The organism is Methanofastidiosum sp. (assembly GCA_013178285.1).
In the GTDB taxonomy this organism is placed as follows: domain Archaea; phylum Methanobacteriota_B; class Thermococci; order Methanofastidiosales; family Methanofastidiosaceae; genus Methanofastidiosum.
On sequence record JABLXD010000032.1, the window covers coordinates 1 to 20,724 of the forward strand.

Sequence of the window (20,724 nt, forward strand, 5' to 3'; positions counted from 1 at the left end):
AAAATATAGGCGATATCATAGAAATTAAATTTAAGGTAATTGATAAAAAAATGAATTTTTATCCGGGGCAATTCATATTTATTAAATTCTTAAATCTTGAAAAATCATTTGAAATCTTCCCATTTTCCATATCTAGTTCAAACAGTGAAGAATTGATTAGAATTTCAGCAAAAAAATCAGGCGACTTCACTTCATATCATCTTCCTAAAGTAAAAGTTGGAGATAAAATTTTTCTATATGGGCCCTATGGCAAATTTAGTGAAAAATTTCTTTTTGAAAAAAAAGACATGATATGGATTGCAGGGGGTATAGGAGTAACGCCGTTTCTTAGCATGTTAAAGCACGATAAATTATCTAATAATAAAATTGATTTCATATGGGCATGTAAAAATGAGAAAGATGTAATCTACGATAAAGAAATAAAAGATATTTTAAGAAATAAAAATAATATCGACTATAGGGTATGGCTTTCAAGTGAATCTGGAAGAATCTCTGCAGAGGATATAATCCAGTTATGTGATTCAAAAGAAACAATTTCTAATAAATTGATTTTCATATGTGGCCCCAATCAGATGATGATGGAACTTGCAGACCAATTTATTAAATTAGGAGTTAAACCGAGAGATATAATCTTCGAAGATTTCAACCTAATTTAGTGATCCTATGATTACTTTCAAAGAATTAAAAGAAAAGACGAAAAGCATTGAAACGGATATATACGCCCTCTATAAAGCATACCGGGATCCTAGAGTCCCATGGTATGTAAAAATAATAATCTTATTCCTATTAGGATATTTTATTAGCCCAATTGATCTAATTCCGGACTTTATACCGGTTATAGGATATATTGATGATATTTTAATTATTTCACTTACAATATACCTTATAATTAAATTGATCCCCGCTGAAGTTTTTCAGGATTGTAGAAATAAAGCTATATGCGAGCCTATAAGTGTAAAATCAAAATGGATTGTTACATTTTCTATTGTTATAATATGGTTCATTGCTATTTACCTAGTCTTAAGATTCTTATTCCCCTCTTTTTTAGCTTAATTATTCAAAGGCCAAAGTGCATTGTTTGCAAAAAGTGCCAGCACATGCTGGATTATCAAATTTCCATTTTAATCCCCAAGCTTTTACCTCTTGGATTATATGGATAAAATCTTCTCCGCTTTCCGTTAGAGAATATTCACATTTAATTGGAACGGTAGAATTATCTATTTTTTTTAGTATAAGCCCTTCAACTTCTAATTCAGAAAGGCGCAATGAAAGGATTTTTGGAGTTATTCCATTCAATCCTTTTTTTAATTCATTGAATCTCTTTTCCTTAGTTTCACCCTTATATAACTCCAACAAAATTAGAAGAGACCACTTTTTCCCGACAATATCGAGGGTATTGTATATGGTACAGTCTGTCATAGTATCAAATTAGAAACTTACTAGTTTATATAGGTATCTATTATATACTTAGTATAGAAAAGATATTGGTGATAAAATGGTCAAAAGAGAAATAATTAACATTGACGAAGAGAGATGTAATGGATGTGGATTATGCGTTCCTAACTGCCCAGAAGGTGCACTTCAAATAATAGATGGAAAGGCTAGACTAGTGAGTGACTTGTTCTGTGATGGACTCGGGGCCTGTATTGGAAATTGCCCAGAAGGCGCAATTTTTGTTGAAGAAAGAGAAGCTGAAGAGTACGATGAAGGAAAAGTAATGGAGAATATAGTTAAACAGGGTAAGAATACTATCAAAGCACATCTCCAACATCTGAAAGACCACGGTGCAGATAAGTATCTAAAACAGGCAAAAGATTTCCTTCAAGAGAGGGGAATAGAGGATCCAACGAAGGAGAGTATACATGCACATGGCGCATCTTGTCCCGGTTCTAGAATTATGGAGTTTTCAAAAGAAGAAAAAAGCGTAACTGAAGAAGGAAAAAGGTCTTCCCAACTTAGGCAGTGGCCAATTCAACTTCATTTACTATCGCCAAATGCACCATATTTCATTGGAAAAGATGTATTGCTTGCTGCAGATTGTACCGCATTCTCAATAGGGGACTTCCACAAGGATTTTCTTAAAGGTAAGACTTTAGCAATAGCGTGTCCAAAACTAGACTCTGGCCGAGACATATATGTTGAGAAAATAAGGAAGATGATAGACGAGGCAAAAATTAATACCTTAACAGTATTAGTAATGGAGGTGCCTTGTTGCTCTGGCCTTCTTCAGATAGCTAAGAAAGCTTTAGACAGTGCAACTAGAAAAATTCCAATAAAATTGATTGTTGTAGGGATTAAAGGAGAAATAATAAAAGAGGAGTGGATATAATGGAAAAAGGATTTTGGAAAGATTTGAATAAAACTATGCAGTTCCCAACAGAAGGGATTTTTAGTACCGTATTGGCCTTGTCAAAAACGTATAACTATACCTTAATGTGCCTTTCAGCAGGTACTAGTATAGACACCCATACTTCAACTAAAACAGGAATTGTACACGTTCTAAAAGGAACAGGTACTTTTAAACTTGAAGATGAAGATATTGAAATGGCCCCCGGAGTATTTATTTTCATGCCTAAAAATGCACCGCATTCTCTTAAAGCAAAAGATGATCTAGCAATACTATTGGGACTAACGGATTAATTATATTTCTTTTTTTAAGAAAATTATATATAATACAAAAGAGTAAGGTAATTTTGTGAGGAATAATTATGGAAGGCGATAGAGTATCCTACCACGAATCTGTAAAAAAAATGTATGAGAAGATTAAAGATGATAAAATTACAAATATTTGGAATCGGTACGAAGCTCAAGGATTTGGAGGTGACCCAGACAAAAGATGTCCCTTCTGCCAAGGTGGAGTTAGATGCGATCTTTGTTCTAATGGCCCATGCCGTTCTGATGCATCCATAGATAAACGGGGAGTATGTGGGATAACTGCAGACGGGATGGCAATGAGGATGATGCTTTTGAGAAATGTTTTGGGGACATCAACTTACCAATATCATACTGAACAAACAATCAAAACACTAAGGGCAACTGCTAAAGGTGAAACACCTTTCCAAATCAAAGAGCCATCAAAATTGAAATCTTTTGCTGAAAGACTTGGCATAGATACAAGTGGGAGTATTAATGAGATTGCATTAAGTTTTTGTGATTTTGTTGAAGAGGACTTTAATAGAAAATATTCCGAACCGAGTCAAATTGTAGAGATTTTAGCCCCTAAAGAGAGAAAAGAGTCATGGAAAAAGCTTGGCATATTTCCAGGTGGAGTGCATGGGGAGATTATGTTTTCAACAAGCTCTTGCTTGACAAATGTAGATGGGTATTATGTAAGTTTGGCATTGAAAGCAATGAGAATTGGAATCGCTATGGCGTATCAAAGCCAAATAGTAAACGAGTTTACACAGGACATTCTCTTTGGGATTCCAAGACCCCATAAAATGAGGGTTGATTTAGGAGTACTGGATCCAGACTATGTTAATGTTTTACCCAACGGCCATGAACCTTTTTTGGGATTTGCAATGATCCAGCTTGCTAGAAAAGATGAATGGCAAAAGAAGGCCAAAGAAGTAGGCGCCAAAGGCCTTAGGATAATTGCAAATATAGAAACAGGTCAAGAGATAATCCAAAGGTGGGAAATGGATGATGTATTTTATGGATTCACAGGCAACTGGATAATGCAAGAAGCTATAATGGCAAGCGGATGTATAGATATTTTCGTGGCAGATATGAACTGTTCTATGCCAATTGACCCAATATATGCAGAGAAATACAAATTCAAATTAGTCCCTGCAAGTGAGCTAGTTGCATTTGAAGGTATTAATGAAAGAGTGGATTATCTACCTAAAGAAGCAGAGAAACAAGCTGCATCACTTTTACAAATGGCAATTGATAATTTCAAAGACAGAAGAAAATCAATTGATCCTGTTGTCGGACTACCAATGAAAGAAGCGATAGTTGGATTTTCAACTGAGAGTATAGTTGAAGCTCTAGGAGGAACAATTGAGCCACTTCTTAATGCAATAAAAGATGGAACAATAAGAGGGGTAGCAGGGATGGTTTCTTGCACTTCTTTGAGGGATTCTGGCCAAGATGTACACACAATAAATATGGTAAAAGAACTGATAAAGAGAGATATACTTGTACTTTCTCTTGGATGTGGAAACGGTGCTGTGCAAGTTGGGGGGCTATGCAGTTTAGATGCAAAAGATATGGCAGGCCCAGGATTAAAGAAATTGTGTGCTCTCTTGAACATACCTCCAGTATTGAGCTATGGAACATGCACCGATACTGGAAGGCTTGCAGATTTACTTGGAGTAATATCAAAAGCTCTAGGAGACGTACCTGTGACAGATTTGCCTGTTGCAGCAGTTGCACCGGAGTATATGGAGCAAAAAGCTACAATAGATGCTGTATTTGCACTTGCATTTGGATTGTATACTTATGTCAATCCAGTTCCTCCTGTAACTGGTGGACCAAATCTAGTTAAACTTCTGACTGTTGATTGCAAAGACATTACAGGTGGGGTATTAAACGTTGAGAAAGATCCGGTAAAAGCGTCAGATGGTATTCTTTCACATATCGAATCAAAGAGAAAGAAACTAGGAATTTAATCACATAACACTAAATTTTTTATATTTAATTATCCTTTATTTTTCGGATGCAAAATAATATTAATCCTAGTCCAGTGACAAAAACTCTAAAAACATCATCTAGAACTCGGTCTCTCAGAAGAAAAAATACTGAGGGGAGAAGAGACTTATGGCTAATAAAACAACTTGATCAGTATGAAATCAATTTTTCTCAAAGTGATATTGATGAAATTAAGAAGAGAGTTTTTTTAGTTCAAGAAAATATAGTTCCAATACAGAGACTACTTCTTAGATATCCAGACAGGTGGCCAAAAATTAATAATACTCTTGAACTTTTTAGAGAGAAAGCAAAAACTGACTGGGAAAAAAGAAAAGATGAAATGGACTATCATAATATTTCTGATAAAGAAAGGGAATATCTGAAAAGATCTTTGATGCATACAAATCTCAAACTTTCCAAACTTAAAGTTCCATTGCCATCCCCTATATTTAACGCCATTTATAGATTCATAGAAAATAAAGATTATGAATATCTTTTAGATAAAAAATCTATATCTTATCTTTTAACACTTACAGAAAAAGAGGATCCTCCCCCTAACTGGGACAAGAAACTTTATGGATTTTTGAAGAAGCATTTAAGAAAAGAAATTATGAGATAGATATATTTTAGAATATCTTCCTAATCATACTTCGAAAGCCTTCTTCTCTTAGCCTCAAAACTTTCATTGCAGGAAGTCATTACATGGTCTTTATAATATGCCCTAAGTTTATCTAAATCTTTCTTCTTTTGTTCTATCTTTTCCTTTAGTAAAGGGTCTTGTCTTGAAAGATATTCATTTTTGAGAGAGATAAGTTCTTTTTCTACATCTTTTATTTTCTGTAAAGTATCTGATGTGAGCCTATCTGACTTCATTTTTTTCACCCATCCCATAAAATATAAATATTAAATTAATTAGTGTTTTATTTGATTTAAGTTTTATCTATTATATCTCATCCATGCATTGGCTAGTTTCATGCCTGTCTTTAAGATGTTCTCTATGTCATCATTTGAGGCACTAGTTCTTGAATTTTTTTGCATACCTGCACCGAGCAGTTGACTTAAAATATCACTTGATTCGTTAGCTTTGGAACTCTTATTTGGAATTTGTGCCCCGGCATCCAATAGGTCCATTAGGATATCACTAGATGCATTTGTCCTAGAATCTCCTTGCATCAATGTTTCCAATATTTCATTTAAAGCATCGCTTGATGCGTTAGCCCTTGAACTTTTAGTAGACATATCTAATCCTGCGTTAATTAGTTCGCCAAGTATATTTTCTTTTGATGCGTTAGACCCAAATTTTTGGATTGCCATCTGTATACCAATTCTTATTAATTGGCTTAGTATCATATCTTTCAATGTTTTTGTTTTGACTTCTTCTCTATCCCTTGCATATGAGATAGTATTTGACGAAGCATTGTCTATAATAGCTTGTATTCCTTTATCATTCAGTAAGCCGGCCTCACTTGCAGCAGCCATAATTGAAGATATTAATTTTTCAGTATCAAATTCTTCTTTTTTTCCACTGCTTCTAATTACGTATGTCATAAGCATATGTTTCTATTTCAGAACATATAAAATTAACTGAATTGATTCGATTTTTATAAAATCTAGGTCTTTATTGCATTATATCTTAAAAAAGCAAAACTTTATAAGTAACACGAATTTTAAAACAGTAACACTATAAGGAGGTGTAATTATTATCGATAAAAGAATAAGTATAGTATTAATATCAATATTTTGTATTTCCTTAATGGTAGGGTGTATCAATCAAGGCACTTCTACCGACACAGTTTCAAAAGGCAATACAGTAAAAATAGGAAGCCCAAATACTATAAAGGCCGCAAATTTTTTTGATACTAATCTTGGAATCTTCATGAAAGTATCTAATTTGACGCTAACTAAAATGGACGAAAATGGAAAAATAGTTGGAAACATGGCGACAAAATACGAGGCATCAAATAATGACAAAACTTGGAAGTTTTATATTGATCCTGAGTTATATTGGAGCGATGGGAAAAAAGTAACTCCTGAGGATGTTAAATTTTCTATAGAGTATTACGCAAATAAAATACCGTATGCAGGATGGATTAAACAGCGTGTTGAATCAGTTACAGTAATTCCTGAAGATAATGCCGTGGAAATTATATTCAAAGAACCTTATACAAGAACAAATCTAGAATTTGCAACTTATAACATACTTCCAAAACATGTCTGGGAATCAATCCAAGACCCAATTAACTATGTTCAAGCTGACAACTATGTTGGATGCGGTCCGTATTATGTATCTAACGTAAATCTTGATTCTCAAATAGTAACTTTGAAGAAAAATCCATACTGGAAAGGAAAACAGTCCATAGTAGACACAATTGAAGTCCACATGTATAAGACCAACGACACACTAGCGCTTGACCTTGAAAATGGGAATTTAGATGTTTACTACAAATATGCTGGAAGTTATCCATATTCTAATATACAGAAATTGACCGACACAGGCAAATATGACATTATCCAAAAAATGAATGTTGGCTTAGTATTTCTCGGGATGAATTTACAAAGACAACCAATGTCTGACCTAGAATTTAGAAATGCAATATCCTATGCTATTAACTATGAAGAAATTGTTAAAATTGAGGCATTGGGGTATGGCTCAGCACCAAACAGAGGATTTGTTCCCCCAACAATGGAATTTTATAAAGAAACACCCAAATTAGAATACAATGTTGAAAAAGCTAAGCAATTACTCAGTGAAGCAGGCTACAAAGACAATAATGGAAATGGAATAATTGAAACAGCTGATGGCAAAGATATTAAGATTATAATGCTTATCCGTTCAGACTATATCCGTTCTGGAGAATTAGTTCAGGACTACCTAAAAGAAGTTGGGATTGACGTAACTATAAAGTCAGTTGACACAAGCACATGGATATCCTTAAAAGACAAGTATTACTATGACCTCACCATAACAAGGACAACACCTTGGGGGATGTTAATGCACGCACAGTGGGGAACAGGATACTTTGATTCAAGAAGAACCGGGGAAGGCGTTCTACACAATCTTGACGATCCAGAATTTCTTAAAATATGCGATAATATACTATCCACAACAGACGCTGCGAAAATGCAAACATATGCTTATCAAGTACAGGACTACTACTCAGAGAATCTACCTGGTATAGCCCTTTACTGGAATGAAAACATCACACCATACAGCAAAAAATACAGTGGCTGGTATGTAGATCCATTATATGGAATATACAATACTGACACATTTTTAAATCTTCAGAAGGCATCATAATGAATTGGTCAGAAGAATGGAATAGTTCAATTAAGCAATCAAGCTATCTAAAGATACTAAATGAGAAAGGTATCTCTAACAATGACTTTTGGGAACAATTGAGCTATTATGATGAATTCATGGCTTATTCAAGATATCCTGGTAAAATATTGGAAAGGATATCTTTTTTTCTTTCTTCTAAAGATACTATACTGGATATCGGTGCCGGAACGGGTGCGTTTACAATACCTCTATCAGAGTTATCAAATAAAATTCTAGCTTTAGATCCGTCTCCACATCAACTAAAAATATTAAAAGACAAGGCAAAAACAGCTAAACGTAATAATATTCTATATTTAGAAAAAGAATGGAAAGATGCTTCAAAAGAAGAACTTTCTGGTATAGATTATTCAATTGCCGCCTACAGTTTTTTTGAGGATGACATATGTTCTTTTCTTGAAAAAGCTATTTCTGTTTCTTCAAAGGGCATATTTTTTGTATTTAGAGCCGGTAGGGGAGATCCCTTAAGAGAATTTGTATATGATACAAAAAATTCTGTTGATTTTTTACATCTTTACAATATACTATATGAAATGGGTTATATTTTTAATGTCGAAATATTTACTTCAGAGTATATTCTTCCATTATCGTTTGTATATAGGTCTTATCCCTATACGAACAAGACAGAAGATGAAATATTTAATTATCTTAAAAATAACGGTAGAATAACAAATGAATCTAATTCATATCAAGTCCTATGCCAAAGAAAAGATGCTTTGCTATATCTAATAAAATAGTAACGTAAGGGATTAAATGAAAATGCGATCAAAAAAAGTAGCACGATACTTAATTGCACTTTTCGTGATTTTTTCTCTAAATTTCATTATCCCTAGATTGATGCCGGGAGATCCAATTACAAATCTCTTAGGTGAAGATTATGTAATGACTGAAGAATCAATGCAAGAACTAAGAGAAAAAATGGGTCTTGATAAATCCCTTCCTTTACAATATCTTGATTATTGGAATGATGTCTTTAGATTTGATTTTGGATATTCTTATCATTTTAAAGCTCCAGTAACATCTATTATTTTATCAAGGATGAAGTGGACATTATTGCTCCTTATACCTTCAATATTATTTGGTGCAATAATTGGTTCTTTGATGGGATCTTTTTCAGGATTTAAATCATCTTCAAAATCCTTTAAATCACTTACATTAATCGAACTGGCATTTTATTCCACCCCTACTTTCTTCTTATCTCTTTTATTCTTGTATCTATTTTCTTTTAAATTGGGATTGTTTCCAATCAAGGGATTTTACTCAACAGGCGGATTGATTAATATACTGCATCATTTCTTCCTTCCTATAACTATAATGACATTGTTTCTTACTTCAAGAAATTATATGATTATGAGGGGCAGTGTAATTCAAGAAAAATCTAAACTATATGTTGTGTATGCAAAAGCAAAAGGATTATCCGATAGTCAAGTTTTGTTTAGGCACATTTTTAAAAATGCATCTCTGCCTCTTCTGACGCTTCTTGCCCTTGATTTCGGATTTATTTTGAGTGGAGCACTCTTTATTGAAATTATTTTTTCTATGAATGGGATGGGGAATCTTATCTATGATGCTTTACTTTCGAGGGATTATCCAATTCTATATGGTTCTTTCATGATTATTAGCATCATGGTTGTTTTGGCAAATGCTTTCGTTGATATTCTTTACAGCATAATAGATCAAAGGGTGGGTGATTCACTATAACGCATCACATAGAGGAAACTAAAAAGTTTGCAACTAATAAGTTAAATCTCAATATTTTAGGGATAGCTATATTTGTATCGTTTCTTTTCATAGCGATAGCAGCAGGTATAATATCCCCTTACAATCCTTGGGATAGATTTGAACCATATCTTTCTCCCACACAATCCCATATTCTTGGAACTAATGATATAGGAAACGATATCTCTTCAGAACTATTATATGGGGCACGAGTCAGTTTGATCGTAGGATTTGGAGCTTCTATAATAGCTACTTTTTTTGGGATTCTTATCGGTCTTGTATCTGGATATTATAGGGGATTGATTGATGAAATCCTTATGGCTATAACTGACATATATTTAATGATTCCAAGAATACCTCTTATTATCATTTTGGCAGCATTAATGAGGCCAAGCTTTTGGATAATAATGTTATTAATAGGATTTCTATGGTGGCCCACCACTGCAAGAGTTGTAAGATCATCAACCTTGCAGATAAGAGACGCTTCATTTATTTTGAGTGCTAAGTCTTTAGGTTTTAAAGATAGACATATAATTTTCTCAGATATTTTACCGAATATAATTCATATTATAATTCCAAAATTCATGCTGACTATAGCATCTGCAATGTTTTCAGAAGCATCAATATCTTTCTTAGGGTTAGGAGATCCAACTATGAAAAGTTGGGGGATGATGCTAAACTTTGCTTTTATGAAAGGAGGACTTATCAATGAAATGTGGTGGTGGTATCTACCTCCAGGTCTATGTATAGTTGGAGTAGTATTTTCGCTAATGCTAATAGGCTTCTCTCTTGAAGAAAAGGAGAATATTGTGATGGGTCTCGAGTGATAAAATGAAGATACTTGAAATTGATTCTTTGAATGTGGAATTTACCACTCCAATTGGGCCGGTCTATGCAGTAAACAATGCTTCATTCGCCATAAATAGTAATGAAACACTTGCATTAGTGGGAGAAACAGGATGTGGAAAATCTGTAATAGCAAATACTATAATGAGGTTATTACCTCAAAATTCAAAAGTATCTGGAAGAATATTATTCAAAGGCAATAATATTCTAAATGCTACTGACATCGAAATAGAGAGAATAAGGCAACAAGAAATTGCCATAGTATTCCAAAATCCCTCTTTGTCTTTAAATCCGCTACATACTATTGGCGAACAAATATCCGAACCTTTACTACTACATAAAAAAATGAATAAAAGAAATGCCCTAAATAAAGCAAAAGATCTCTTAAAAACTATGGGATTTAACAATCCTTCAAAATATGTAAAAATGTATCCATATCAACTTTCTGGAGGAATGAATCAGAGGATTCTTCTTTCCATTTCTATGACTTTAAGCCCTTCAATTATAATTGCCGATGAACCTACAAAAGGTCTTGATATTGATTTAGTTAGAGATATAATTGAAGAGTTTAATACTGTAAAAAGAATAAATAACTCCTCCCTTCTTTTAATAACTCATGACCTTTCTATTGCAAGAGAACTATCAGATAGAATTGCAATAATGTATTCAGGGGATATAGTTGAAATAGGAGAGACAAAAACCTTTTTTAAAAATCCTTTGCATCCTTATTCTAAGATTCTTCTTGATAGTTTACCTGAAAGAGGATTTAATCCTCCAAAAGGAAGCTCCCCTTCTATGGTAAATATACCAAGTGGATGTAAGTTTCATCCAAGATGCCCATATAAGGAAAAGAGATGTAGTGAGAAAATTCCACCTATATCTTCTGTTGACAAAAGAGATGTGAGGTGTTATCTATTTCAGTGATTATTGAAAACGTTTCAAAATCATATCATTATGGACTTTTATCTAAAAAATTAGATCCAATATTGTCCAATATATCTTTAGAGCTAACTAAGGGAAAAACAGTTGGGTTAGTTGGACCATCAGGAGTAGGGAAAACAACTCTTGCAAAGATAATAATGGGATTAGAAAAACCAACACATGGTAAAATCTTAGTTGACAATACAGATATTTGGGCAGCATCTGTGGAAGATAGAATTAACTCATTAAAAAAGATTAAAATGGTTTTCCAAGATTCTCAAGGATCTTTAAATCCGAGGAAAACTATAAAACAAACACTTTATGAAACAGCAAATTTGATTGGAATTGAAAATTCTAAAATCGAATCAGTAATATTAGAATTACTAGATACTGTAGGCCTATCTTCAGATATATTTTGTCGTTATCCTCATCAAATTTCTGGCGGGCAAAATCAAAGAGTGGCACTTATGAGGATTCTACTAGTTCAACCCGAATATATTATTCTAGATGAACCAACATCTGCACTCGATATAGCAGTACAGGCCCAGATACTTGATTTATTAAAAAATTTGCAAAAAGAAATGAAATTTGGATATCTTTTGATATCTCACAATATCCCTTTAATAGAGTTTATGTCTGATACTATTGTGGCTTTAGAACAAGGCTTAATTACATTTAATGGCGATACAAAAGAGTTTAGAAAATTTAATAATAAAAAATAAAAAGAATTATAAATTTAACATATTTAGAGCCATCTGATTACTTTTCTTTCTTATCAAAGTCTCTCCATGCGTCTGCTATTTTTACCTCTAGTTTGTCTAGATCGCTTAGAATCATTTCTCTTAATTTTTTAGCCTCTACCTCTTTTTTACCCCTTGAAAAGGCTATTGCACTAGCAGAAACATTTTCAATAACATCCTTTACCCATCTTCTGTTCATCACGCCGGCTTCTCTCGCAGCAGCCATAATTGACGCTTTCAGCTTTTCTTCATCGAATCTTTCCCTTCTCCCATCCTTTTTAATAACGTCTGTCATACATCCTTAATTAATAACTTCAAAATATTTAAAATTTGCTGTTCTCTTATCAGTTCTATCTAGTAACAGACACTATCTTAATCACAATGAGAACATTCAAACTCTATCGCAGTATGTTGTTTTTTATATTTCTCTTTTATTTTATTCAAATCATTTTTAAGAAAAGATTGTCCCTCAAATCCTAAGTGATTTTCATCGGGACTATGGGGAGGCATAGATGGCTAGTCCTTTAGCCGAATAACTCTAAGGATTAAAGATCTCTCCACCATGCTTTTGAAATACACTTATCGCATGTAGAGGTTTTTTCGTTCCAACAATCATCGCAACAAATATCTCCACAAACTAAACACGTGTGTGTGTGCGTCGTATGACCGCATTTGCCACATTGCTTTTCTTCAGAAATATAAATCCACTTGCCAAGAGAACTCATTTTTATCACTCCTAAATGTCCAACTGTTAATTAAATATGGGCTTTACATAAGTATAAGGATTTGTAAAAAAACATGTAAAACATGTAAATTCATGGTGAGAAAATTTCCCTTCCTTTATTTGTCAATTCAACAACTTTGTTTCTACCTTTAATCGAAACAATGAGATAATTCGAAGTAGTAAGGTAATTCATCCTTTTGCCAATAGTTGGCCTAGTTATATTGATCTCTCGCCCTATATCTGAAAATGTGGGCTTAACTCCAATTAAATTTTTATCATACACAAATTTTAGAATTTCTAACATATTTTCTGGGAGTTGATCCTTCTCTATGGGAGTAATATTTGCGGTCTCCTTCTCTATATGCCTTATTTCGACAGGAGTGAATAGTTCTGGGTCAGCTGAAATAATAACTGTAATTCCTCTAAGATATGCTATCTCCCTTAAGTGATGGACAAATGATAATAATTTAGTAAAATCATTTTTAGAAAGGAGATAATCCACCCTATCTATTAAGACAAAGCTTTTTCTAGGTATGTTTTCTAAATACTTTTCAATTTCTGTAAAATCTGGAGATAGAGAACTTCTTTTATCTTTTTCTGAAATCCATAAATAATTGTATTTTCCTTTTATCTGACCAGAATAATCAGATTGAGAAGCCCTTGTTAGTATGTATCCAGAATATCCGACTTTTAGTAGGTCATTAAAGGCTTCAATTGAAACAAGGCTTTTTGCTTCTTTTACAAGGTAAATTTTTCCAGTTTCTAGATTAAATTTCATTAGCTGGCGTTTCATTTTTTCTTCAGTTAGTTTTCTTTCAGTTATGTCCCTAACGATACTCAAGACAAAAGATTTTTTCTTAAGCTTGATTATTTTACTGCAGATTTCAACAGAGATTGTTCTATAATCTTTTGTTATGACTTCTGTTTCAAAACAGTAATAGCTTCTCTTCTTAAGTTCTTCAAACATCTCATTTAGCATCTCAACATATTCAGGAGGGTGGATATCTTTAGGGGCCATATTTAGAAGTTCAGATTTTTCATAACCCAAAAGGTCAGATGCAATCTGATTTGTTTCAATAAAGTTCCCATCGAGTTCGTGTATAAATATGGCATCACTTGCATTATTGAAAAGAGTTCTGAATTTTAGTTCGCTTTCTTTTAATGCCTGTTCTGAGTATTTCCTTTCTATTATATGTCCCAACTTTTCAACAATTGCTAGAATTAATTTCCTTTCAGCTGTAAGAAAAGGACCTTCCTCAAGTTCTGGCCTTTCTTCTAGATAAAAAACTTCAAGTTTTCCAATATTGTTATTGTAATAGTTTATTGGGGCATCAAGTTTCCATTTAGTTTCTTTAAAATTAGATGTTTTAAATTCTTGACCCTCTAGCTTTATTCTAGCACAAGCTATTTCCGGATACTTCCATCCCGGGGGTATAATCTCTACAATTTTTTGGAATAATTCCTCAAGCGGTATATTTGTTACTTCATTTATCTTAGATATATCGTATAGACAGTTAAGTTCCTTTACCCGTTCTTTTAAATTGTCAAGAAGAATATCTTTTTCTTTTTCTAGATCTTCTAGCTTATTCTTTATCTTTTCAAGATCAGTAATTTTTGATTGTTGCATTGATAGCTCTTTAATAAGCTCTTCTCTTGACGCATTTTCGTAACTTTTCAATTAATCACATCAGTATATAAATGGCCGAGATTAAGTTCAATATGCCTTGTTTTGTATTAAATATGCCAACGACTTTAAAAGGATTTATATCAATAAATCCAAAATAAAAATGCTCAAAGATTATTATTAATAATCGTTGGACTCTTTTTAATTTGTCGTAATTAATCTCTATGAAATAAAAGGAGGTATTACCATAGAAAATCAGTATTATTTTGATAAGAATGATCCTAAAGACATGGAAGAAGTTGTTAACACTGCAATAAGACTCATTAGAGAGGGGGCAGAATTTCAATTTTTAGAATTTGAATTAATAGGTAAAAATAAAGTTATTAAATACTGTGAAATAACAGCTATTGAAGAATGACGTCATTCGAGGAGTAGTAAGCAAAAACTTGTGAAGCATATATCTTCCTTAGGAACTACTTTTAGTTCATATCCTGCATTCTTTACAGTCTTAAATACATCAATACCCGCACCTTCCATTGAGGGTCTTGCAATTCTTCTGTAAACACATCTTCTTTTATCAAATAAAGATGGATTTTGAACTTGGTCAGCGCTACAGTCGTCGCATAATTTACAAGTACCTGCACCGTATGCAAATGCTTTGTAGAGGCCGTTAAGAAAAGCTTCCCTTTCTAAATCTGCCATGAGCTTTTGAATACCTCGCCATTCCATTCTGTCTTTAATTTCTCCAAAATTTACTATCATAGCTTTGCTGTATTCTTTCAATCTTTTTCTTGTCTCTTCTGGAGGCTGAACGTAAGGGGGGCATGTATACTTCTTTCCGTACTGAGTACATCCAAATTCACACTTTTGCCTTACCCAATCATTAACAGAAATATCCTCAATTGGGATTATTTTTGCAGAGGTTGCGCCTTTACTAATCGCCATCTGGATTAATTTGTCGTATATTTCTTTCAATTTATCACTTTTATTAAGATAAAATCTAGATTTATATAGTTTCCTAGGCTTATTTATATTTCAGTAAACGGAAAACCCCTTTAGATGGTTTGTAAATCTTGTCAGGAAATTTTTCGACGAGTTTCCAGACACATCCGTTGACAGTTTTTGGATGGAATGTGGGGTCTGACGCCTCAATCTTTGAAAGTAGCTCTGACCAGCGCAGGCCTTCTGGATGTTTCTCAAGTAATTCAAATGCTTTTGCGTATATACGTTCAGTGACTTTGGATGATTGCATACTTGGTTTTGGTGTTTTTACCATACTAAAGTTATTCATTATTATGCTAATAATATTTGTGGAATGGGGAGGCAATACATCTAAAAACTGCAAATGGGGAAAGAAAGAATTTACATACATAGGGGATAGCTTAACCTCACCTTAATATTAGAGGATTAATTATAAAAATGAGAAAGATGATTAACTATTGGTGATAAAATGGAAATGCCTCAAAATGTTATAGATTTAATCCAACAGCAACATCTAGCCTTTGTTTCAACTTCAACTACAAATGGGATGCCAAATGTATCCCCAAAGGGAAGTATATCTGTTATTGACAAAAACAGATTGGTCTTTGCTGAAATTGCATCACCACATACAATAACAAATCTAAGGAGTAATCCAAATGTTTCCTTATATGTTCTTGACAGAGAAAACAATAAAGGGGTCCAAATTAAGGGAAAGGCAACTTTGATGGATACAGGCCCCGTATTTGAAAATATAGCTAAAGCATTGAAGGAGAAGATGCCACAACTCCCACCAGCAAACTATGCAGTCTTAATAGATGTTTCAGAGATATTCCCTTATAGGATGTAATTTAATTTTTTTTATTTTATTGTTAATTTTTACTAATGTTATAGGGCGTTTTAATATAAAAAATAATTTCTTCTGTAATCAATTAAATAAAGTATCTTTCCTACATAGCTTTCATTATTTCATCCGCAAATTCTTTTAATTTAGTTTCATACTCTTCCTCAGGTGGGCCTTTCATACTATTAACTTTTATTTTTAGCCCATTTGAGACCTTTTCCATTCCTTTATCGTTAAGTATTTCTTCCATTGTATCGACAGCTTTAGATTCTGGCCCCAAGCACGTTGTTATAACTGCATATCTTTTTCCTTCTTTTTCTTTAATCTTATTCAGGTAACCCTTCATCTTAAAACTGACATTTCCGAAATGAGTAGGCGCACTAAAAATGTAGACATCTACTTGCGGTATGGACTTAGGTTTGATATCTTTTATAGAATAAATCTCAACTTGATTCTCTTTTTCTCTAAGATATGATCCCAAATACTCAACACATCTTTTTCCTATCCCATACTTTGAGTCATACAATATACATATCTTCATCTAAACACCTTTCTAGATTATTGATTCATAAATTTATTAAATTCAATTCTCAAATTCCTTCTCTATTTCCTGCTTAAACATTCTTCGCGCTATAAAATCAAATAAGCTTCCTGCAGGCTTCTTTATCAATCCTAAAGAGGTAGGATAATAGTAGTCTGATTCAAACCATCCTTTTTCTTTATAATATTTATAATCCTTGAGATTTTTATCAAGATACTTTATACTCGTTCGTGCTGCCCTAAAAGTGAATAGTCTGAAGAATGAAGGGGGTGGAGTAGGTCTTATAAGTTCTTTGTAAAATCTGATTGCCGCTTTATTTACTTCTTCGGATAATTTTCTCTGTTGAATCTCAGTCATAGGTCTATGTGTTACAACACTGCATCCTTTTGATACATGAAAACCCAAACTTTCTCCTGTAGTATATAGATACTTTAGTACGTCTTTTCCACCATAAACTCCTTCGGTTACAATGGCAGTTGCAGCCTTGTCAAAGAATCTCGGGCGATGATAAATAAATGCCATTCGATCAATAAAATTCTTCATGCGGGCAGTTACTTGAAATGTATAATTGGGCGTAGCAAAAATTACGCCATCCGAATTCTCAATTTTATTAAGTAATGCGTCCCTGTCGTCTTTTGAAGGGCAGTATTCTTCCCCTTTTAAAAAACAATTTAAGCAACTATGACAAAGTTCTAGGCGGTAGTCCTTTAAAAATACAATTTCAAAATCTATTTCTCCAAGTTCCTTCAAGCTTTTCTCGAATTCTAATACTGCCTTATACGTAGCTTGCTTGCTATCTGTGCCAATAAACGCTGTTACCTTTTTCATAATAATCTCCTTATATAGACTTATTAATACTTATTTCATCCATTACCTAATTTATAAAGTTTCCAACCCAATGCGATAAACCATATGTTGAAAAGCATCCACCACCAAAAATAGTTAATCCCTATTATGGGAAAAAGTGGCACAGCAATAAACGCAGCTATTGATGTAAGAATTCCAAGATACGCAACTTTCTTATTGAATATGCCTTTTAGCATTACAAGTGATAGAATTAAGATGCTGATAGCAAACACGGGTTCGTACACTGGATTAAAAGCATTGTTCATTGCCAGAAGAGCTTCAGCGGCAGTGGCCAAGGATGCTCTTTGGATTTCATTTGCTGTCTGGTAGTTTTGTGCTAGATACACTAGACCAACCAATACTGGGTAGTAAGCAATAAAAAGAATGTGGATTACTATTGCGATGATTGAGCCAATAGCCGCCATACTTTTATCTATTGTTTTAAGTGCAACAAACAAGGCTGCAAAAGTAATTATTGCAAAAAAACTAGCACATAAAACAAGAGATTGAAGAGAAATCCACCAAACATAGCCATTTTCAATGATGTAGTTAATTACATCAGTTCCATTGACCATGCCAATTAATTGTGTGTGATTTATAAACATGAAAAATGGAAAGACAAGCGCAAGCAGTACATATAAGATTGCAGATATACCTCCTGCTTTATAAAGACCTTTCCAGGTTGGATCTGGACTATCATCAATTTCATTTTTTGATAGTTGATTTTTTGGCAGCATATTAATAAAAATGGATTCATACTATAAATAAGTTTTGGATTTTTCCGATAATGAAACTTTTGAAGAGAGTGGTGAATCTAAATACAAATTTATCGTATATTAAGTTAAACTGAATCATTTTTAGATATGCGCCCTAATAGAAATCTATAAAAAATAATCCTAAGTCTTAACTTCAGTGACATTATGGAAATACATTTTGAGCGGATGAGCGAAGAGCATAGAAAAGATGTAATAGATATTTTTAACTACTATATTGAAAATGGATTTGCGGCATATCCTGATAATAAACTCCCCTATGAATTTTATGACATGTTTCTTATAATTACGAAGGATTATCCTGCTGTAGTGATTAAATCCGATAGAAATGAAGTGATAGGGTTTGGATTTATCCATTCTTATAGCCCTTTTTCAGTATTTAAAGAAACTGCAGAAATATCTTATTTTATTAAAGAAGAGGCAACTGGCCAAGGCATTGGTAAAAAGACTTTAGACTATATAGAATCAGAAGCAAAAAAAATGAACATATCTAGTATCTTAGCTAGCATCTCTTCAATAAACGAGGGGAGTATAAACTTTCATGCAAAAAATGGATTTAAAGAATGTGGAAGATTTGTAAAAATAGGAAAGAAATTTGATAAATACTTTGATGTAGTATGGATGCAAAAAATGCTATAATTTTTTTAGATTATTATTTTCTAGCATATTTATAAATAAAAAATATTACTTGGATATCTGGTGCCCAAATGAAATGTCCTATGTGCGGATTTGAGACAGATTTAACCTACTGCCCTAACTGTGGCTTGTACCCCTTAGAGCAAGATACGGTTAAATGTAGTTCATGTGGGAATGAGAACAGAAAAGGACTATTTTATTGTTCTAAATGTGGGGCTCCTTTACTATCATATACGAGTAATGGCAATTCAAATCTTGGAAAAGATAACAATACTGAAGATTATTTCCAGAAACTTGAAAGAGAAGAGGCCAATAAAAGGAAGGTCAAGGCAATAACTTCAGTCTTTCTTGGGGCTATGCTATTTCTCGCTATTTTTTACTATATTGGGTTAGTTAACAATCCCAACAGTCCATTGGAGGGGCAGCTTTCACAGTCTTATAATGCAATCATTACAACAAAGATTACAAATATCGATGCCGAAGTAGGCGAAACGAAACTATGGATGGCATTGCCTGTCAATTGTGGAACACAGCAAAATGTGTCCATAATAAGTATAGAACCAGAGCCAGACCAAATTATTTTGGCGCCAGAGGCATGCACAAAAATAGGTTATTGGGACCTTAATGGTTCGATAACGACAAATTCTTCCATAACTATTATACAAAATATTAATTTTACAGCATATCCTTTCACTACTTCAATTGATCTTTCTAAGATCGAACCTTATGACGCTTCTTCAGAGTTGTATAAGGAATATACAAAGCCAGGTCAAAGGGTGGAGTCGGATGATCCGGGTATAGTTTCGACGGCAAAAAATATAGTTGGAGATGAAACTAATCCATATAAGAAAGCCGATCTGATATATGGCTGGGTAGTAAAAAACATTACTTATGAAGTGCAGGAGGAGGAGTTCGGTGCAAAGTATGCTTTTTACAATAGAACGGGTGACTGCACAGAATTTGCAACGCTGTTCGTTGCAATGTGCCGTTCCCAAGGGATACCTTCAAGGCTAGTGCATGGATACCTTTACGATTCTGATTCTTCAGCCGGGCACATGTGGGCAGAATTCTATTTGCCCCCTTATGGGTGGGTCCCAGCCGATCCTACGGGGGACCATTATACAAAAAGCAGATTCTTCTTTGGACGTCTTGGTAGCAATGTTTTGACACTTTCTAAAGGGAACGTTGCGTTAAATACAGACTACCTAGAGGCTAATCCTTTTGCATTCAGCTATATCGCACACTATAAAAGTTACAACTCCGGCAAACTCATTATTGAGAACAATGCCGAGCTAAAGAAGATTGATTCTTAATTTCTTACTACTCTAAGAGTTTTCCCTATGATCTACCATGAATTTGAATTTAGAATAAAAAGTAGACATGAAATTATATTTCAAACTTCCAGACAGCTCTAGATTCTTCTTCATTTACTGAAACTTTACTTTTTACATCCTTCATCATAAGCCCAAGCCAGAAGTGGCAAGCGCATATTCCAATATCAACATCCGGGTGTTCCCACTTAAGATGTTTATACCCGACAGGCATTGCTATTGAAATTGTTTT

At 33.5% G+C, this 20,724-nt stretch carries 27 protein-coding genes; 15 read left to right on the forward strand and 12 right to left on the reverse strand.

Annotated features, from left to right (window positions below; genetic code table 11):
• Positions 1-656, forward strand: a 656-nt coding sequence (locus HPY60_09225) for a hypothetical protein (GenBank protein ID NPV51361.1), incomplete at its 5' end; no start/stop codon positions are given.
• Between the two features lie 7 nt (positions 657-663).
• Entirely contained in the window at positions 664-1,053 is a 390-nt protein-coding gene (locus tag HPY60_09230; protein NPV51362.1) for a DUF1232 domain-containing protein, read from the forward strand.
• Here HPY60_09230 and HPY60_09235 read toward each other — a convergent pair whose 3' ends face one another.
• Positions 1,054-1,419 carry a helix-turn-helix transcriptional regulator gene (locus HPY60_09235; protein NPV51363.1) on the reverse strand — a complete coding sequence of 122 codons (366 nt, stop codon included), beginning with the start codon at positions 1,417-1,419 and terminating at the stop codon, positions 1,054-1,056.
• 76 nt (positions 1,420-1,495) lie between these two features.
• Between HPY60_09235 and HPY60_09240 the strand changes: the two genes are divergently transcribed.
• From HPY60_09240 to HPY60_09255, 4 genes are all read left to right on the forward strand, one after another.
• On the forward strand, positions 1,496-2,329 hold the full coding sequence (locus tag HPY60_09240; protein ID NPV51364.1) for a 4Fe-4S binding protein: 834 nt from the start codon (positions 1,496-1,498) through the stop codon (positions 2,327-2,329).
• A complete protein-coding gene (locus HPY60_09245) occupies positions 2,329-2,640 on the forward strand; it encodes a cupin domain-containing protein (GenBank protein ID NPV51365.1) in 312 nt (103 codons plus the stop codon). Before HPY60_09240 ends, HPY60_09245 begins: the two co-directional genes overlap by 1 nt.
• A gap of 68 nt (positions 2,641-2,708) precedes the next feature.
• Entirely contained in the window at positions 2,709-4,613 is a 1,905-nt protein-coding gene (gene cooS, locus HPY60_09250; protein NPV51366.1) for an anaerobic carbon-monoxide dehydrogenase catalytic subunit, read from the forward strand.
• A 47-nt stretch (positions 4,614-4,660) separates the two neighbouring features.
• Entirely contained in the window at positions 4,661-5,251 is a 591-nt protein-coding gene (locus tag HPY60_09255; protein ID NPV51367.1) for a hypothetical protein, read from the forward strand.
• A 20-nt stretch (positions 5,252-5,271) separates the two neighbouring features.
• On the opposite strand, the gene HPY60_09260 is transcribed toward HPY60_09255, so the two are convergent.
• Together HPY60_09260 and HPY60_09265 are read right to left on the reverse strand one after the other, a co-directional pair.
• Positions 5,272-5,505, reverse strand: a complete 234-nt coding sequence (locus HPY60_09260) for a hypothetical protein (GenBank protein ID NPV51368.1) — start codon at positions 5,503-5,505, stop codon at positions 5,272-5,274.
• A 63-nt stretch (positions 5,506-5,568) separates the two neighbouring features.
• Positions 5,569-6,180, reverse strand: a complete 612-nt coding sequence (locus tag HPY60_09265; GenBank protein ID NPV51369.1) for a hypothetical protein — start codon at positions 6,178-6,180, stop codon at positions 5,569-5,571.
• Positions 6,181-6,385: 205 nt separating this feature from the next.
• Here HPY60_09265 and HPY60_09270 point away from each other — a divergent pair, with 205 nt between their 5' ends.
• From HPY60_09270 to HPY60_09295, 6 genes are read left to right on the forward strand one after another with little or no spacing between them, the layout of a single operon-like run.
• Positions 6,386-7,930: an ABC transporter substrate-binding protein gene (locus HPY60_09270; protein NPV51370.1), complete on the forward strand. Its 1,545-nt coding sequence runs from the start codon at positions 6,386-6,388 to the stop codon at positions 7,928-7,930.
• Positions 7,930-8,706 carry a methyltransferase domain-containing protein gene (locus HPY60_09275; protein ID NPV51371.1) on the forward strand — a complete coding sequence of 259 codons (777 nt, stop codon included), beginning with the start codon at positions 7,930-7,932 and terminating at the stop codon, positions 8,704-8,706. The genes HPY60_09270 and HPY60_09275 overlap by 1 nt, the downstream gene beginning before the upstream one ends.
• Positions 8,707-8,722: 16 nt before the next feature.
• Positions 8,723-9,670: an ABC transporter permease gene (locus HPY60_09280; protein ID NPV51372.1), complete on the forward strand. Its 948-nt coding sequence runs from the start codon at positions 8,723-8,725 to the stop codon at positions 9,668-9,670.
• 8 nt (positions 9,671-9,678) lie between these two features.
• Positions 9,679-10,515, forward strand: coding sequence for an ABC transporter permease (locus HPY60_09285; protein NPV51373.1), 837 nt, complete (start codon positions 9,679-9,681; stop codon positions 10,513-10,515).
• 4 nt (positions 10,516-10,519) lie between these two features.
• Positions 10,520-11,458: an ABC transporter ATP-binding protein gene (locus HPY60_09290; GenBank protein NPV51374.1), complete on the forward strand. Its 939-nt coding sequence runs from the start codon at positions 10,520-10,522 to the stop codon at positions 11,456-11,458.
• Positions 11,440-12,177, forward strand: coding sequence for an ABC transporter ATP-binding protein (locus HPY60_09295; GenBank protein ID NPV51375.1), 738 nt, complete (start codon positions 11,440-11,442; stop codon positions 12,175-12,177). The genes HPY60_09290 and HPY60_09295 overlap by 19 nt, the downstream gene beginning before the upstream one ends.
• Positions 12,178-12,214: 37 nt before the next feature.
• On the opposite strand, the gene HPY60_09300 is transcribed toward HPY60_09295, so the two are convergent.
• From HPY60_09300 to HPY60_09320, 5 genes are all read right to left on the reverse strand, one after another.
• Entirely contained in the window at positions 12,215-12,490 is a 276-nt protein-coding gene (locus HPY60_09300) for a hypothetical protein (protein NPV51376.1), read from the reverse strand.
• Positions 12,491-12,740: 250 nt separating this feature from the next.
• Complete coding sequence (locus tag HPY60_09305; protein ID NPV51377.1) at positions 12,741-12,920, reverse strand: hypothetical protein; 180 nt, start codon at positions 12,918-12,920, stop codon at positions 12,741-12,743.
• Between the two features lie 90 nt (positions 12,921-13,010).
• Positions 13,011-14,597: a PAS domain S-box protein gene (locus HPY60_09310; GenBank protein NPV51378.1), complete on the reverse strand. Its 1,587-nt coding sequence runs from the start codon at positions 14,595-14,597 to the stop codon at positions 13,011-13,013.
• Positions 14,598-14,963: 366 nt separating this feature from the next.
• A complete protein-coding gene (locus HPY60_09315; protein NPV51379.1) occupies positions 14,964-15,518 on the reverse strand; it encodes a DUF2284 domain-containing protein in 555 nt (184 codons plus the stop codon).
• A 49-nt stretch (positions 15,519-15,567) separates the two neighbouring features.
• Positions 15,568-15,819: a hypothetical protein gene (locus HPY60_09320; protein NPV51380.1), complete on the reverse strand. Its 252-nt coding sequence runs from the start codon at positions 15,817-15,819 to the stop codon at positions 15,568-15,570.
• Between the two features lie 174 nt (positions 15,820-15,993).
• Between HPY60_09320 and HPY60_09325 the strand changes: the two genes are divergently transcribed.
• Positions 15,994-16,371 carry a pyridoxamine 5'-phosphate oxidase family protein gene (locus HPY60_09325; protein NPV51381.1) on the forward strand — a complete coding sequence of 126 codons (378 nt, stop codon included), beginning with the start codon at positions 15,994-15,996 and terminating at the stop codon, positions 16,369-16,371.
• A 100-nt stretch (positions 16,372-16,471) separates the two neighbouring features.
• On the opposite strand, the gene HPY60_09330 is transcribed toward HPY60_09325, so the two are convergent.
• From HPY60_09330 to HPY60_09340, 3 genes are read right to left on the reverse strand one after another with little or no spacing between them, the layout of a single operon-like run.
• A complete protein-coding gene (locus HPY60_09330; GenBank protein NPV51382.1) occupies positions 16,472-16,906 on the reverse strand; it encodes a hypothetical protein in 435 nt (144 codons plus the stop codon).
• A gap of 42 nt (positions 16,907-16,948) precedes the next feature.
• A complete protein-coding gene (locus HPY60_09335; protein ID NPV51383.1) occupies positions 16,949-17,734 on the reverse strand; it encodes a flavodoxin family protein in 786 nt (261 codons plus the stop codon).
• A gap of 35 nt (positions 17,735-17,769) precedes the next feature.
• Entirely contained in the window at positions 17,770-18,489 is a 720-nt protein-coding gene (locus tag HPY60_09340) for a hypothetical protein (GenBank protein ID NPV51384.1), read from the reverse strand.
• Between the two features lie 183 nt (positions 18,490-18,672).
• On the opposite strand from HPY60_09340, the gene HPY60_09345 reads away from it, so the two are divergent.
• On the forward strand, positions 18,673-19,164 hold the full coding sequence (locus HPY60_09345; protein ID NPV51385.1) for an N-acetyltransferase: 492 nt from the start codon (positions 18,673-18,675) through the stop codon (positions 19,162-19,164).
• Between the two features lie 68 nt (positions 19,165-19,232).
• Positions 19,233-20,474, forward strand: coding sequence for a hypothetical protein (locus HPY60_09350; GenBank protein ID NPV51386.1), 1,242 nt, complete (start codon positions 19,233-19,235; stop codon positions 20,472-20,474).
• Between the two features lie 73 nt (positions 20,475-20,547).
• Here HPY60_09350 and HPY60_09355 read toward each other — a convergent pair.
• On the reverse strand, positions 20,548-20,724 hold a 177-nt coding region (locus tag HPY60_09355; protein NPV51387.1), incomplete at its 5' end, for a hypothetical protein.